This window comes from Bradyrhizobium sp. USDA 327, assembly GCF_041262065.1.
GTDB classification, from domain to species: domain Bacteria; phylum Pseudomonadota; class Alphaproteobacteria; order Rhizobiales; family Xanthobacteraceae; genus Bradyrhizobium; species Bradyrhizobium liaoningense.
In genome coordinates, this window is sequence record NZ_JBGCCW010000001.1 from 4,736,596 (window position 1) to 4,750,355 (window position 13,760).

The window sequence follows — 13,760 nt, forward strand, 5'->3', positions numbered from 1 at the left end:
TCGGCATTCGCCGGGCACCGGAGCCCGCACCGAGCGAATGCGTCATGCTGGCGGGGCCTGGCAGCATCCGCGTGCCAATCAGGAGCTCACGCGATCGTTCCCGCCCCGCTGCGTCAGCCTGGCCGGGCCGGATGAAGCGTGCGCGGATGCCGCTCGTGCAGTAACCGCGCGAGCTCCTCACGCTCCGTCGGGCGTCCCTTCATGGCGGTCTCGAACAGCGCCTCCTGGATGTCGCGGGGCATGTCGCCCCACACGTCCATCGCCGCGCGTCCGAGCAGGCCTGCAAGATGATCCTGTCCGTCGTTCATTCGGCTCTCCCGATCTGCCCACGGGAATGGAACAGCCACGGCCCCACGGCGTTCCACTGCCATCATTGTGAAAAGGAGACGTCTTTTATGGGATTCTTCACCAAGGACATCAAATCGATGGAAGACCTGCTGCTGCACGGGCTCCAGGACATCTATTACGCGGAACAGCAGATCCTGAAGGCGCTGCCGAAGATGATCGACAAGGCGACCAACAGGGACCTCGTCGCCGGGCTGAAAACCCACCTGGAAGAGACCAACAAGCAGGTCGAACGCCTCGACAAGGTGTTCGCGAAACTCGGCAAGGAGCCGAGCGGCACTCATTGTCCGGCCATCGACGGCCTCATCAAGGAAGCCGACGAGACCGCCGGGGAGATCGAGGACAAGGCCGTGCTCGACGCCGCGATCGTCGCGAACGCACAGGCCGTGGAGCACTACGAAATGTGCCGCTACGGCACGCTGATCGCGTGGGCCGAAGAGCTCGGCCACGACGACATCGTGCGCTTCCTCACGACCAATTTGAACGAGGAGAAGGCCGCCAACACCAAGCTGAACACGGTGGCTCTTCGCAAAGGCGTCAACGCCAAGGCCTCCAGCGCCGCGTGATTGAGGCCGGCTGACCGGGACCTGGTGGCGGCCCCGCTCGCGGCGCCGCCACGCTCCTTGCGACCCGCTCGGCGCCGGCGGGCACATTCGATCAGATGAACGGCTTCCCACCGGTGACGGCCAGCGTCGCCCCCGAGGTGTAGCTCGAAAGCGGATCGGCCAGCATGACATAGGCCGTCGCGAGCTCGGCCGGCTGGCCGGCGCGCTGCATCGGCACCTGCTTGCCGAAGTTCTTGACGGTTTCCTCCGGCATGGTCGATGGAATCAGCGGCGTCCAGATCGGCCCCGGGGCAACTGCATTGACCCGAATGCCCTTGCCGGCCAGCATCTGGGCGAGCCCACCGGTAAAATTCTGAATGGCTCCCTTGGTCGTGGCGTAAGCCAGCAGGCTCGGATTCGGCATGTCGGAGTTCACTGAAGCCGTGTTGATGATCGCGGCTCCCGGCCGCATGTGGGGGGCGGCAGCCTTGGTCAGATAGAACATGGCGTGGATGTTGGTCTCGAACGTCCGCTGCCACTCCTCGTCGCTGATATCCGCGATGTCCTTGAACGTGGCCTGATGGGCCGCGTTGTTGACCAGAATGTCAATTCCGCCGAGCTCTTCGACGGTGCGACGCACGATGGCGCGGCAATGCTCGGGACTGCTGATATCGCCTGGGATCAGGACGACCTTGCGTCCCTCCCGTTCCACCAGCGCCTTGACCTCGGCCGCATCCTCGTCCTCGTTCAAATAGGAGACGACGATATCCGCGCCTTCACGAGCGTAGGCGATCGCCACCGCGCGGCCGATACCGCTGTCGCCGCCCGTGATGATGGCCTTCTTTCCCGCCAGACGTCCGGCGCCCTTGTAACTCTCCTCGCCATGATCCGGTCGCGGCCGCATCGCACGCGTCGAACCGGGCATCGGTTGCTGCTGCGAGGGATAAGGCGGCTTTGGATGGTCGGTCATGGACAACTCCCGGCGTTTACTGCGCTAACGGGGCGCCGCCGAAAGTGTTCCTGGTGGTGTGCGAGCTACGGCCTCGCGCCGCGAGGCTTGCGCCGCCGCTTGCAAGGACTCGCGCACCTCTACGGCGTTGGCAGAGTTCCGATTTGCGCGTCCGCTGATTGGGCACGGCGATACACGTGCCCCGGCTCCGCCCATAGGAACCCGTTCGAGAAAGGCACACCCGGATAGGCCGCCGCGAGGCGGCGGTTGCCGCCATCGACGTCGTCGCGACCGTCCAGGACGTCGCGAAAGGTCCGGGCGACTGCGACCATGTCGCAGTCCTGCGGCGACAGGCGCAGCGAGCCGACGTTGCTGTCGCGCAACATGCCGGCATCGCCCAGCAAATTGGTGCAGGTATGAGACAGGGTCTGCACGCCGTTGACGGTCAGGAAGTCCTGCTGCTCCAGCGTGTTCAGGAGCAGACCATCCGGATCCTGCTCGCAGACGAAGCGGCAATTGTCCTTGGCGAGCTTGTGAAGGCGCGCATGATAGCAGCGGGCGGAGATGGCGAGCGGTACCCTGCCGAACGCAAACACTTCGATCGAGACGTCGGGAACGGCTCTCGCGATCGTCGCCACCGAGGCCAGCGGCAGCTCCGGCGGCAGGCAGATGCGCCTCGCCCCGCGCGCGGCGTGAAAGGCCGCGCTCGCCTCGTTGTAGATGTTGACGAAGGGCCCGATCGCGTGCGGCCGGCCTGCGAGCGCCCTGAGACAAGTCAGATCATTCACCTCGACCAAGACGCCCTCGGCCGCCGCGAGCTGTTCGGTCTGACGGCGCTCGCGCCGCAGCGAGACCAGGATCAGGGAGCCCAGCAGGACCTGCTTGCCGGCGCTCTGCAGCCGTTCGACCACGGCCGGCAGGTAGGTCGCGAAGAACGGCGAACGCTTCGAGCAGACAACCTCGCCGACGGATACGACGTCGACCGGCGCTTCGTCGGCAATACGGAAATAGAAATCGCGCCAGCGATCCGGCGCCCAATTGTACAGAACCGGGCCGAGGCTGAGTTGCATCGCTGGACCTCACATATTCGATGGATTAGCGCCACGTCTTGCGATAGGCGCCGAGCGTGGAGGCCTGCCCCTCGGTGAACGGCTTCAGGCTCGCAATATCCGCCTCGCTTCCGCTCTCGAGCGCCGCGAGCGCATGACGGAAATGACGCACCACGCTTTCGACATAGGCGCGGCCGCGCTGGCGGCCCTCGATCTTGAGCGCGGTCACCCCGGCATCACGCAGGCCCTTGAGCAGCGTCGTGGCATCGAGGCTGACGGGATCCTCGAAGATGTAGCCGGCGCCCTGTGCGGTCGAGAAGCGCCCCTTGCACAGCGTCGGATAGCCCGCCGGCTCACTCGCCCCGAACCGGTTGATGGTGAAGCCGCCCAGGCTGGACGTCGTCCCCTCCGCGGTCTGCTCGTAGACCACATGGCTTGGAGGCGAGCAGACGCCCTGCATGTTCGGCGACTTGCCGGTCGCATAGGACGACAGCGAGCAGCGCCCTTCGGCCATCACGCAGAGCCCGCCGAACACGAAGACCTCGGTCTCGCAAGCCGACTCCCGCGTGATCTCGGCGATCTCCGGCACGCTCAGGACACGCGGCAGCACGACGCGCCGGGCCCCGAACGCCTCGGCGTAAAAGGCGATGGCATCCGGATTCGCGGCCGCGGCCTGAACCGAGACGTGCAGGCGCTGGTTCGGATGGCGTCTCGCCGCGTAGTCCATCAATCCGATATCGGCGAGGATCAGCGCATCGGCGCCGGCACTCACCGCATCGTCTACCGCGCGCTTCCAGATGTCGATGGCAGAGGCGCGCGGGAAGGTGTTGATGGCCACCAGGATCTTCGCGCCGCGGCCATGCGCCAGCGCGATGCCCTTGCGCAGCTCGTCGCGGCTGAAATTCAGCCCCGGAAAATTGCGTGCATTGGTCTCATCGTTGAAGCCGCAATAGATCGCGTCGGCGCCGGCATCGATGGCGCTCTTCAACGCCGCCGGCGTCCCGGCAGGACAGATCAGCTCCATCATCTCCATTGCTCGCTTTGCTGCGATGAGCCGATTACGCGGCCACGGGCGGCCTCGAAGGCGCGCCGCACCGGCGCGCCCAGCGGGCCAAACAGCGAGGACAGCTCGGCGGCAAGATCGAGCTGAGCGTCGTCGATCGCATTGCGTAGCGCGAGTACAGCCTCGACGTCGCCCTGGACGACGAGCTCGCGCGAAAACATCAAGGCATCGCCATCGACCCGGCCTTCGAGCAGAGCCAGGAGATTGGCGAGCGAGGCCGAGACCCGCGCATCCAGACCTCGCGGCAGGTCGCGCACGACGGACAGGCGCGGTGGCCTGGCCTCGACCACGAAGGCAAACGGTAGATCGATGGGCTTGATGCCGAACCGCGTCCGCGCGTGCTCGCCGAGCCGGTCGAACATCGCCGGGTTGTGCCGATGAATCCGCTCTAGGACGGCGGTGAGAACGAGCTGCAGCGGCAACAGCGGCAGCGGACGCATGGCAAACGCGAGGAGCGGCGGAATCGTCGGCAACGGGCCCGGCGATGCGGCGGACAGATCATTCATGGCCACACATCTGGACGGAATGCGCGCCGCTGTATTTGAGCCGGAACAATGAACCCCTAAATCAACCCGGCTAGCTCTGCTTTTTTTGAGGAGCTGGTCAGTTGCAACGTGATGTACCCCGCTTTCGCGGCTTGTCCGACTTCCTGCACTTCATCGAAAGCCGGGGCCAGTTGCGACGCATTCGCGAGAAGGTCTCCGTCGTCCACGAGATCACAGAAATCCACCGGCGCGTGCTCGAGGCACACGGACCGGCACTATTGTTCGAGCAGCCCGTCAAGGCCGACGGTGGTCCGTCGGACATGCCACTCCTCACCAATCTGTTCGGAACGACGGAGCGGATCGCATGGGGAATGGGCATCGTGCCAAATCGCCTCGAAGAGCTTGGCGCGCTGATGGCCGAACTACGCGCGCCGCGGCCCCCGAACGGCATCAGGGATGCCTTCAGCAAGCTCCCGCTTGCGCGCGCCGCGCTGGCGACGCGCCTACGCACACGCGCCGTGGCGCCGGTCCAGGACCGCGTCACGATGGGGCCGGACATCGATCTCGCAAGATTGCCGATACAGATCTGCTGGCCCGGCGAACCGGCACCGCTGATCACCTGGCCGCTCGTGATCACCGTGCCGCCTGACTCCGCGACGGGCGACCAGGATGAAAATGTCGGCGTCTACCGCATGCAGGTGCTCGGTCGCGACCGCGCCATCATCCGCTGGCTCGCGCATCGCGGCGGCGCCCGCCATCACCAGCAATGGAAGGCGATCGGACGCGACATGCCGGTCGCGATCGTCATTGGAGCCGATCCCGCCACGATCCTCGCCGCGGTGATGCCGCTGCCCGAGACGCTGTCCGAGCTGCGCTTCGCCGGAATCCTGCGCGGCGAACGGCCCGACCTGGCGCCATGCCTCACCGTCCCGCTCGCGGTACCCGCCGAGGCCGAGATTGTCATCGAAGGCTTCGTCTCCGCGACCGAAACCGCGCCCGAGGGACCGTATGGCGATCACACCGGGTACTACAATTCCATCGAGGCATTTCCCGTGATGCGCGTGACGGCGATCACCAGCCGAAACCAGCCCGTCTACCTCTCGACCTTCACGGGCCGGCCGCCGGACGAGCCGTCGCAGATCGGCGAGGCGCTCAACCGCCTGTTCGTGCCGCTGATCCGTCAGCAATTCCCCGAAGTGACGGACTGCTGGCTGCCCCCGGAGGCCTGCTCCTACCGCATCGCGGTCGCGGCGATCAAGAAGCGCTATCCCGGCCAGGCGCGGCGCCTGATGCTGGGCCTGTGGTCGATGCTGCCGCAATTCAGCTACACAAAGCTCCTGATCGTGGTCGACGAGGACATCGACATCCGCGATTGGCGGGCCGTGATGTGGGCCGTTTCGACACGAAGCGACTCCTCGCGCGATCTCGTGACACTCACCGACACGCCGATCGACTATCTCGACTTCGCCTCGCCGAAATCGGGCCTCGGCGGCAAGCTCGGCATCGACGCCACCACGAAGATTCCCCCGGAGACGGATCGGGACTGGGGCGTTCCCCTGGCCATGGATCCTGCCGTAGCCGCGCGTGTCGATGCGATGTGGCCGAGCCTTGGCCTTTCCGGCACGCCCGCGCGCGCTCCGGTCCTCACATGAGCCGGCGGCAAGGCATCGTCGTCGGCATCACCGGCGCCTCGGGCGCTGCGATCGGCGTTCGCGTCGTCGAACGGCTGGCGGACAATCCGCACTACGCAGTGCACCTCGTGGTTTCGCCCGCGGCAGAGCGTACGCTGAACGAAGAAGTTGGCGTCGGTGCGCTGGCGCGGCTGCGTGCCATCGCCTTCCGCTGCCATCCTCATTCCGACGTCGGCGCCTCGATCGCCAGCGGCTCCTATCCGATCGCGGGCATGATCGTGGCGCCGTGCTCGATCCGTACGCTCTCGGCCATCGCCTGGGGACAGCTCGACGACCTTCTGACGCGCGCCGCCGACGTGCAGCTCAAAGAGCGGCGCCGGCTGGTGTTGCTGGTCCGCGAGAGCCCGCTGCATCTCGGCCATTTGCGCGCGATGCTGCAGGCGACCGAGATCGGCGCGATCATTGCCCCGCCGATGCCCGCGTTCTATCTGAGACCACAGTCGCTGGATGAGGCGATCGACCAGATCGCCGCAAGGGCGATCAACTTGCTCGACCTGACAAACCTTCGCACGCCGGCAAGAGTCTGGTCCGGCTCGAGCTTCGATGGCGCGTAGCCGACGGAACGCCTTCGCGTCATACCCGCCTCGAGCAATCAATTCACCTCGGCAAAGCCGAGCGACGCCTTTACGCCAGGCGAGATCATCCAGGGCTGCCAGGGCGGCTCGAATGTCATGGTGACCTCGACCGATTCCACGCCCGGAACAAGACACGCGCTGTTGGCAACGCCCTCCTTGAGAAAGGAGGCGGCTGGACAACCTCGCGTCGTCGCCGTCATCGTAATGTGCGCGACGCCATCATCGACCGATACATCATAGACAAAGCCCAGATCTACGATGTTGTGTCCGAGTTCCGGATCGATCACGACCTTCAGCGCCTGCCTTATCTGGGCCACGAGATCGTCGTCGCTGGCAGTCATGCGCGTACCCTTACCGTCAGTTGATAGGCGTCCCTCTGCGGTGTGAAGCCGCCGCGCCACTGATGGCCGCGCCTGGTCAGCTCCCGAAACAGGAACACCGGTTCACGACTGAGCAAAGCGGAGAGCGTCTGCCCAGGCGCAAGTTGCTCCACCGAGGCCAGAATCCGAACCATCGGCTCCGGCGGATCGAGGTCGCGGTTGTCGAGATGGACGGCAGGCTCCGGCCAATCGCTGTCGCTCGTCGCAGCGGGCGCTGGTTCGGCCGCTGCGAACGAGCCGTCGTCCGGCATGAACCGGATCTCCCATTCGCCGCCTTCGAGTTCGGCTTCGCGATGCGCGAAGCCCTTGCTCGCCATGACGTCAAACAAAGGAACCGGCTTGAAGGGAGCAAAGAGCCGCAGGCCTTCGCCAGGCTCCAGCCGCTCCAGCGCAGCCATGATGATCGAGAACGGCTCGCCGCCTGCACGCAGGATCGGCCGGACGTCGACGTCGATGAATTCGGTCATTGCAGTCTCCTCTCAGTTTCGCGAGACTAGAATATGGGGCACGACTGCTCCGGCCGGCAGGCGCAACGGCTCCGCCACATCCGCAAGCCGCCTGGCCCTGACGAGTTCCTCAACGAGGCCAAGCGTCGCAAGCGTCACGACCGCGACAGCAATGCGGAAGCCGAGTCCCGCATCCAGCAGCAGCATCAACGTGGCTGCCCAAGTCCCGGCAAAGAACAGGACAAACCATTTTGACGCGCGGCGTTCGGCGACGAGATCTTGGACGCGGGGCGTCGGCGCTTTGCCCATCACCGGGCCGTACGTCTCGAGCCAGGTCAGGAACGGAACGATCTTGTAGAGATTGGCGAGCACGAGACCAGTGAGCCAGCCGAACGCGACCAGAAAGGCCAGCGCTCCGGCATGCGACTGTAAAGAACCGGTCACAACAAACGCGGCGCCAAGGATTGCGACTGCGATGAGGCTCCCCAGCGAAAGCAGGCTCATGCGGGTGTTGAGCTCGAGCGCGCGGCGTTTGCGGGTCCTGTACAAGCCGAGCACGTCACGGCCATAAGCGGCCAGCGATAGCAGGGCCGCAGCTCCAGCAAGCAGAAGCACCAAATTCAGTCCGGTCGCGCGCCACAGTGCAAGCACGCCACCGACAACACCGACCCCCAGCGCGGCGGCCCCGCCACGCCAGGCAAGCCGACCCAGCTTCGCATCGCCATCGGGCGCGAGCATGAACATCGCAAGCAGGCGATAGCTGACTCCCATGGCAGTGAACGTCAGCCATCCGCCAAGCCCCGCAATCGCGTGGATCGGAACGCCCGATACCAGCAGGTCCGGCCACAGTGCACCGACGGCCGTCCCGGACAGCACCAGAGAGAACAGGCCGCCGAAGGCCGCCGTGACACAGATGGAGGCAAGCCCGACTGCGACGAACCGCGCGGGCTCCGGCAGCGGGCGAGCCGACCAGAGCGTCATACCGAGATTGGCAACGACCAATGCGAAACCGGCCATCAGCAGGCCCGCGCCGACCGGAAGCAGCCAGCGCGGCCCGTTGAAGTGGCCGCCGAGAGCCAGAAAGCCTGCGAGCAGGACAATCAGCCCAAGCGTCAACAGTGCGAGGGCCGGCAGCGTCCAGCGCTCCGCATAGAGCGGCTTTGCGACCAGCACCGGCACGAACTGAAACAGCGCGCCGCACAAAACCGTGCTCAACCAGCCGACGCAAACCATGTGGACGATGACGAGCGTGTCCGGTCCGCCGATGTCGTCGTGCGGAAAGCCGAACCCGGCAACCATCATAACTTCCGCGAACAGCAGCCACACGACTGCGAGCGCGAAGTAGCTGACGGTCCATCTACAGAGGCTGGTTCCGATCACCGGCTTGCTTCCCATCGCCTGCACGCAATTCCGTGCCAGCGCTCGAAAAAGGTAGGCAGCTGCAGCCACAACCTCTTTGTCGAGGCGCAAACTCCTCTCCTTTCTCGACCCGCCCCGACCAGAGTTCGATGCACCCTTCGGATTCTCGCACATGCCGGCTCGCCCGGTCTGACGTGCAAGCGGCAGGCGCCGTGCTTCGCGGTGGATACATTGGTCATGGCAGGGAACGCGGGTCGAATTGCCCTTCACTGGGTCGGCGGAGGTGCAGAGCGGATTGCCGAACTCTCGGCTAGAGAATCCCCCGAGGACCGATCACCATGGCGTCATCTTTGATGACCATGTTGCGGAGAGGATTTTGAAACTCACGGGTGCTTTAAGTGCGCAAAGACATCTCAAGCAATCGGACACCGGCTTGACTCCTGCAGCCAAATCGAACGAGCGGATTCTCGGACTCCTAAGCGCAGCCGGCGTGTTCTGCATCTGGTCCGGCTTTCTTGTCTTCTCAAGGGCCGGCATGCAATCCGGCCTGACGCCCTTCGATTTGACGGCACTTCGGTTCCTGGTCGCCGGCGCCCTGGTTCTTCCGTTCGCCAAGGCCTGGTGGCCGCGCCACCTGCCGCTGCACGCAATCCTGTCGATGTCAATTTTTGGCCCCGGCGCACTCTACAACATTTTGATGTACTTCGGGTTGAAGGGCTCGTCGGCAGCATACGGGGGAGCGTTCGCCAACGGTTCGTTACCGATCTTCACCATTTTGCTGGGTTTGTTTTTCGCACGACGCGTGCCGTCCTGGCGGCAACTCATCGCAGTTCTCATCCTGCTCGTCGGCGCAGTACTCATTGGCATTCCGGGCATGCGCGCCGGCGGCAGTAGTGTGGCATCGGCCGTCGCGTTCTTCCTCGCGGCGTCAGCTGTGCTCTCGATCTATGTGATGGGCGTGAAGCACTGGCAGGTCGAGGCGCGCCAGGCGCTGGTTCTGGTCAGCGTGCCGAACGCGTTGCTTTTCCTGCCGGTCTGGTTTTTCTTTCTTCCCTCCACCATCCAGGATGCGCCGTGGTCCACGATACTGCTTCAGGCCGCCTTCCAGGGCTTGGGTCCCGGTTTCCTGGCGGTCATCCTGTTCTCCATTTCCGCGAGGATTCTCGGGCCAACGCCGTCGGCCGGACTGGCTGCGGCGGTACCGGCAAGTGCAACGCTGTTGGCGATACCGGTGCTTGCGGAGATTCCAACCGCCATCGAGTGGATCGGCATCGCGATTGTCACTGCCGGGCTCGTTCTGCTTCTCGGAAGCCAACCCGAAACCAGGAGCCTGTCCAAATAGCGACGGCGATGCGGGAGACGTCCGATTCCCTTGGGCCATGAATCGCGTTAGAACCGAGGCAGAGAAGATCGTCGACGGTTTGCGACCGAGGTCTCGATCTCATGCAGCTCCTGCTACGTCGACGCCGGAACGGCTGCACGCATTTTGGGACTTAGCCGCGCGTTGAGCGTGCTGTCGTCGGCTGTCGCAATTCGCACCTGCACGTCCCTCGGCTTCGCCAGATAGGGTGAGGACGTGACCAGGACATCGGCGCCGGCCTCTGCATAGGCCGCGGCATTTGCCGCATTGACGCCACCGGCGGCGGCGATGATCGGCCGAACGCGCGTATAGGCCATGGATGCCATGCGCTTGACCAATGCAGCTATCTCGGCTGGCGAGAACTTCTCGGCTTGAATCACGTCGAAACCGGCCACCGCCGCGGCAAGTGCGGCATCGGCAGTCTTCACCTCGACCACGAGCTTCTTCTCGGGCGCCGCCCGGCGCAGCCGCTCGACCGCTTGAAACAGCGGCAGCTCGCCGAGAAAGACGCGGTGCTCGGGAAACACCAGCACGGTCTCGGACAGGCCGAGCCGGTGCATCACGGCGCCGCCCGCCTTCACGGCCGCCACCGCAAAGCGCTTGGTGCCCGGCACGTTCTTGCGCGTGCAGGCGACCGAGATATGAGGAGCGACCGCCCTCGCCGCATCGACGATGGCGCGGGTCTCGCTGGCCACACCCGACCAGATCTCGATCAAGGTCTGCGCCACCTTCCAGCTCCGCAGCAGGCCCGCGGCCGGACCGCGCGCCTGAAGGATCGGGGCGCCCTGCTCCAGCGCCGCGCCGGACGCGGCGAACAATTCCACCTCGCAGCCGGCGAGCGTGATGATCGCGGCGGCCTCCTCGGCGAGCGCCAGCACCATGGGCGCGCGCGCGGCGAACTTCATCACGCCGATGACCCCGCCGATCCCGAGCGCCTCGGTGGTGAGATCGCCATAGGGGACATCGTCCTCCAGCAGGCGTTCGAGTTCGGCGCGCGATGCAGCGGTTGCCATGTCGTGCTTCCCTTCATTGGTGTCTGCTTGCCGACGGCCTAGTCGGGAATCCGACACGGATCATCGGTCCCGCCGCCGCAAGAGGCGGGGAGCCCCCTCTTTTGACGCCGTTCCTGCAAGGCGCACACCAGACTGCGACCGCATATCCGGCACGCCGATTGCTGGGATGCTTCTGGCCGGCGCCCTGCAGCAATCGGGCTGCGCTGAAGCAATTGCCGGCCGCTGGAGTTCATCATGAAGCTGCTTCGCTCGATCACCATTGTCGCAGGATTGTTGCTCGCATGCGCATCGGCGCAGGCCGCGCAGACCAACGTCGCCGTGGCCGCCAACTTCACCGATGCCGCCAAGGAGATCGCCGCCCTCTTCAAACAGAAGACCGGGCACGAGGCGGTGCTGAGCTTCGGTGCGAGCGGGCAATTCTATACCCAGATCACGCAGGGTGCGCCGTTCCAGGTGTTCCTGTCAGCCGACGATTCACGGCCGAAGAGGCTCGTCGAGGACGGTCTTGCGGTCGCGGGTAGCCGCTTCACCTACGCGATCGGCAAGCTCGTGCTGTGGAGCAAGTCGCCGGGCGTCGTGACGGGCGAGGAGACGCTGAAGGCCGCCTCCTTTGCAAAGCTCTCGATCTGCAATCCGGCCGCCGCGCCCTACGGTCTTGCTGCCGTGGAGACCATGAAGTCGCTGAACCTTTACGACGCCCTGAAGCCGAAGCTGGTGGAGGGCGCGACCATCACCCAGGCCTATCAGTTCGTCGAGACGGGGAATGCCGAGGTCGGGTTCGTGGCGCTGTCGCAACTGACCGGCAGCGAGGCCGGTTCGCGCTGGGTGGTACCGCAGGCGCTTTATAATCCGATCCGGCAGGACGCGGTGCTGCTGAAGATGGGCGCCGGCAACGAGGCTGCCGACGCGTTCATCACCTTCCTCAGGGGATCCGAGGCGCGCGCCGTCATCGAGAAATACGGCTACGTGCTGGACGGGCAGAGCTGACGCGCATGGAGATCTGGTCGGCGGAGATACGCCAGTCGGTTCTGCTGACGGTCGAACTGGCCGCGATCTCGACCGCGATCCTGCTGGTGCTGGCCACGCCGCTCGCCTGGTGGCTGGCGCGCGCCAGGGACTGGTGGACCGAGATCATCGCGAGCGTGGTTGCGCTGCCGCTGGTGCTGCCGCCGACCGTGCTCGGCTTCTATCTGCTGGTGCTGCTCGGCCCCGACGGGCCGGGCGGGTGGCTCGCGCGCCTCTGGGGCGCGCGCACACTTGCCTTCACTTTCGAAGGCCTGATCATCGGCTCGGTGGTGTATTCGATGCCGTTCGTGGTGCAGCCGATCCGGAACGCCTTCGCCGCGATGGGTGAGCGTCCGCTCGAAGTGGCCGCCACCTTGCGCGCTTCGCCCCTCCGGACCTTCTGGACCGTCGCGGTGCCGCTGGCGCGGCCTGGTTTCCTGACTGGTGCGGTGCTCGGCTTCGCGCACACCGTCGGCGAGTTCGGCCTCGTGCTGATGATCGGCGGCAACATTCCCGGCCGCACCAAGGTGTTGTCGGTCGCGCTCTTCGACTATGTCGAGACCTCGCGTTGGCGCGAGGCGAGCATGCTCGCCGGCGGCATGGTGGCCTTCGCCTTCGCCGTGATCCTCATCATGACGCTCGTCGACAAGCGCGCCGCGAGGGCTGCGGCGTGAGAACGGCCGAACCCGCTCGCATCAACGCGGCCTTCCGCGGCAGGCTCGGCAGTTTCACACTCGACGCCGAGCTCAGCCTGCCCGCCACCGGCGTCACTGCGATCTTCGGTCCGTCAGGTTGCGGCAAGACCAGTGTCGCGCGCTGTATCGCCGGCCTGCAGCGCATGGCCGACGGCTTTTGCGCGGTGGACGGTGAAGTCTGGCAGGACGGTTCGTCGTTTCGGCCCGTGCACCGGCGACCGATCGGCTACGTCTTCCAGGAAGCCAGCCTGTTTCCGCATCTTTCGGTGCGACGCAATCTGCTGTTCGGTGCTCCGAAGGCGGCGCGCGCGCAGATCGCATTCAGCGAGGTCGTGGAGCTGCTCGGCCTTGCCGCGTCCTTCGGGAAGGTCTTCTGGCTGTAGGCCAGCACGCTCGAATAGAATTCGTAGGAGATCGAATAGGGGCTACGATAGGCCTCCGGCATCGCCGCCGCGTTCGGTATCCTGGAGAAGTCGAGCTTCTCGATCAGCCCCTGCTCGCCACCGCGCAGGCAATAGCCGGTTGGCGTGTCGACCACGTCCCAGATCGGCTTGCCGCTGCCGACCTGGGTCTTGATCGCCGGCCAGGCGTCGGGAATGGAATCCTGGTTGATGGTGATGCCGAGCTTCTTGGCGGAGGGATCGAGGATCGCCACCGTCTGCGCCTGCTGATAGGCGCCGCCCTGCGAGACGAAGGTGATCTGCTCGGCGGCATCCGCCGCCGAGCCGCCGAGTGCAATTGCGCCCGCTACGGCACAGCTCAGTCCAAAAGTCCGTGTCGTCATCATCCTCGCCTCCTCC

15 protein-coding genes and 2 pseudogenes are annotated in these 13,760 nt (G+C 65.4%); 7 read left to right on the top strand and 10 right to left on the bottom strand.

Annotated elements, in window-relative coordinates; all coding sequences use genetic code 11:
• Positions 1–113: 113 nt before the first annotated feature.
• Positions 114–308, bottom strand: coding sequence for a hypothetical protein (locus tag ABIA42_RS22235; RefSeq protein ID WP_061883519.1), 195 nt, complete (start codon positions 306–308; stop codon positions 114–116).
• Between the two features lie 87 nt (positions 309–395).
• Between ABIA42_RS22235 and ABIA42_RS22240 the strand changes: the two genes are divergently transcribed.
• Complete coding sequence (locus ABIA42_RS22240; RefSeq protein ID WP_271533532.1) at positions 396–911, top strand: ferritin-like domain-containing protein; 516 nt, start codon at positions 396–398, stop codon at positions 909–911.
• 91 nt (positions 912–1,002) lie between these two features.
• Here ABIA42_RS22240 and ABIA42_RS22245 read toward each other — a convergent pair whose 3' ends face one another.
• From ABIA42_RS22245 to ABIA42_RS22260, 4 genes are all read right to left on the bottom strand, one after another.
• Positions 1,003–1,860, bottom strand: a complete 858-nt coding sequence (locus tag ABIA42_RS22245; protein ID WP_370121167.1) for an SDR family oxidoreductase — start codon at positions 1,858–1,860, stop codon at positions 1,003–1,005.
• A 119-nt stretch (positions 1,861–1,979) separates the two neighbouring features.
• Positions 1,980–2,909 carry a U32 family peptidase gene (locus tag ABIA42_RS22250; RefSeq protein ID WP_370121164.1) on the bottom strand — a complete coding sequence of 310 codons (930 nt, stop codon included), beginning with the start codon at positions 2,907–2,909 and terminating at the stop codon, positions 1,980–1,982.
• Between the two features lie 25 nt (positions 2,910–2,934).
• The gene (locus ABIA42_RS22255) at positions 2,935–3,912 is read right to left on the bottom strand and encodes a peptidase U32 family protein (protein WP_370123993.1); all 978 of its coding nucleotides are present in this window, start codon (positions 3,910–3,912) and stop codon (positions 2,935–2,937) included.
• Complete coding sequence (locus tag ABIA42_RS22260; RefSeq protein ID WP_370121161.1) at positions 3,912–4,457, bottom strand: SCP2 domain-containing protein; 546 nt, start codon at positions 4,455–4,457, stop codon at positions 3,912–3,914. The genes ABIA42_RS22255 and ABIA42_RS22260 overlap by 1 nt, the downstream gene beginning before the upstream one ends.
• A gap of 101 nt (positions 4,458–4,558) precedes the next feature.
• Here ABIA42_RS22260 and ABIA42_RS22265 point away from each other — a divergent pair, with 101 nt between their 5' ends.
• The gene (locus ABIA42_RS22265) at positions 4,559–6,088 is read left to right on the top strand and encodes a UbiD family decarboxylase (protein WP_370121158.1); all 1,530 of its coding nucleotides are present in this window, start codon (positions 4,559–4,561) and stop codon (positions 6,086–6,088) included.
• Positions 6,085–6,681 carry a UbiX family flavin prenyltransferase gene (locus tag ABIA42_RS22270; RefSeq protein ID WP_370121155.1) on the top strand — a complete coding sequence of 199 codons (597 nt, stop codon included), beginning with the start codon at positions 6,085–6,087 and terminating at the stop codon, positions 6,679–6,681. The genes ABIA42_RS22265 and ABIA42_RS22270 overlap by 4 nt, the downstream gene beginning before the upstream one ends.
• A gap of 38 nt (positions 6,682–6,719) precedes the next feature.
• Here the strand turns inward: ABIA42_RS22270 and ABIA42_RS22275 are convergent, their stop codons facing one another.
• The 3 genes from ABIA42_RS22275 to ABIA42_RS22285 are packed head-to-tail and all read right to left on the bottom strand — an operon-like array spanning position 6,720 to position 8,908.
• Entirely contained in the window at positions 6,720–7,043 is a 324-nt protein-coding gene (locus tag ABIA42_RS22275) for a metal-sulfur cluster assembly factor (protein WP_370121152.1), read from the bottom strand.
• On the bottom strand, positions 7,040–7,549 hold the full coding sequence (locus tag ABIA42_RS22280) for a DUF2249 domain-containing protein (protein WP_271533539.1): 510 nt from the start codon (positions 7,547–7,549) through the stop codon (positions 7,040–7,042). Before ABIA42_RS22280 ends, ABIA42_RS22275 begins: the two co-directional genes overlap by 4 nt.
• 12 nt (positions 7,550–7,561) lie before the next feature.
• Positions 7,562–8,908: a hypothetical protein gene (locus ABIA42_RS22285; RefSeq protein ID WP_370123990.1), complete on the bottom strand. Its 1,347-nt coding sequence runs from the start codon at positions 8,906–8,908 to the stop codon at positions 7,562–7,564.
• 355 nt (positions 8,909–9,263) lie between these two features.
• Between ABIA42_RS22285 and ABIA42_RS22290 the strand changes: the two genes are divergently transcribed.
• Positions 9,264–10,229, top strand: a complete 966-nt coding sequence (locus ABIA42_RS22290) for a DMT family transporter (protein ID WP_271533540.1) — start codon at positions 9,264–9,266, stop codon at positions 10,227–10,229.
• A 113-nt stretch (positions 10,230–10,342) separates the two neighbouring features.
• Here the strand turns inward: ABIA42_RS22290 and modD are convergent, their stop codons facing one another.
• Positions 10,343–11,260 (bottom strand): ModD protein, encoded by a 918-nt coding sequence (gene modD / locus ABIA42_RS22295; protein WP_370121148.1) that lies wholly within the window; start codon positions 11,258–11,260, stop codon positions 10,343–10,345.
• A gap of 234 nt (positions 11,261–11,494) precedes the next feature.
• Here modD and modA point away from each other — a divergent pair, with 234 nt between their 5' ends.
• The 3 genes and pseudogenes from modA to ABIA42_RS22310 all read left to right on the top strand — a co-directional run.
• Entirely contained in the window at positions 11,495–12,247 is a 753-nt protein-coding gene (gene modA, locus ABIA42_RS22300) for a molybdate ABC transporter substrate-binding protein (protein WP_370121145.1), read from the top strand.
• A gap of 5 nt (positions 12,248–12,252) precedes the next feature.
• Positions 12,253–12,939 (top strand): molybdate ABC transporter permease subunit, encoded by a 687-nt coding sequence (gene modB, locus ABIA42_RS22305; RefSeq protein ID WP_370121142.1) that lies wholly within the window; start codon positions 12,253–12,255, stop codon positions 12,937–12,939.
• Positions 12,936–13,313: pseudogene (locus ABIA42_RS22310) on the top strand (ATP-binding cassette domain-containing protein); the annotation flags it as partial. The gene modB and the pseudogene ABIA42_RS22310, both read left to right, overlap by 4 nt.
• On the opposite strand, the pseudogene ABIA42_RS22315 reads toward ABIA42_RS22310, so the two are convergent.
• Positions 13,313–13,747 (bottom strand): annotated as a pseudogene (locus ABIA42_RS22315) (ABC transporter substrate-binding protein); the annotation flags it as partial. The pseudogenes ABIA42_RS22310 and ABIA42_RS22315 sit on opposite strands and share 1 nt — an antisense overlap.
• Positions 13,748–13,760: the final 13 nt, after the last annotated feature.

What these genes read in the sequence shown, in the direction of transcription:
- ABIA42_RS22235 (WP_061883519.1), bottom strand. Translation starts at nt 308, where the DNA reads ATGAACGACGGACAGGATCATCTTGCAGGCCTGCTCGGACGCGCGGCG.
- ABIA42_RS22240 (WP_271533532.1), top strand. Translation starts at nt 396, where the DNA reads ATGGGATTCTTCACCAAGGACATCAAATCGATGGAAGACCTGCTGCTG.
- ABIA42_RS22245 (WP_370121167.1), bottom strand. Translation starts at nt 1,860, where the DNA reads ATGACCGACCATCCAAAGCCGCCTTATCCCTCGCAGCAGCAACCGATG.
- ABIA42_RS22250 (WP_370121164.1), bottom strand. Translation starts at nt 2,909, where the DNA reads ATGCAACTCAGCCTCGGCCCGGTTCTGTACAATTGGGCGCCGGATCGC.
- ABIA42_RS22255 (WP_370123993.1), bottom strand. Translation starts at nt 3,912, where the DNA reads ATGGAGCTGATCTGTCCTGCCGGGACGCCGGCGGCGTTGAAGAGCGCC.
- ABIA42_RS22260 (WP_370121161.1), bottom strand. Translation starts at nt 4,457, where the DNA reads ATGAATGATCTGTCCGCCGCATCGCCGGGCCCGTTGCCGACGATTCCG.
- ABIA42_RS22270 (WP_370121155.1), top strand. Translation starts at nt 6,085, where the DNA reads ATGAGCCGGCGGCAAGGCATCGTCGTCGGCATCACCGGCGCCTCGGGC.
- ABIA42_RS22275 (WP_370121152.1), bottom strand. Translation starts at nt 7,043, where the DNA reads ATGACTGCCAGCGACGACGATCTCGTGGCCCAGATAAGGCAGGCGCTG.
- ABIA42_RS22280 (WP_271533539.1), bottom strand. Translation starts at nt 7,549, where the DNA reads ATGACCGAATTCATCGACGTCGACGTCCGGCCGATCCTGCGTGCAGGC.
- modD (WP_370121148.1), bottom strand. Translation starts at nt 11,260, where the DNA reads ATGGCAACCGCTGCATCGCGCGCCGAACTCGAACGCCTGCTGGAGGAC.
- modA (WP_370121145.1), top strand. Translation starts at nt 11,495, where the DNA reads ATGAAGCTGCTTCGCTCGATCACCATTGTCGCAGGATTGTTGCTCGCA.
- modB (WP_370121142.1), top strand. Translation starts at nt 12,253, where the DNA reads ATGGAGATCTGGTCGGCGGAGATACGCCAGTCGGTTCTGCTGACGGTC.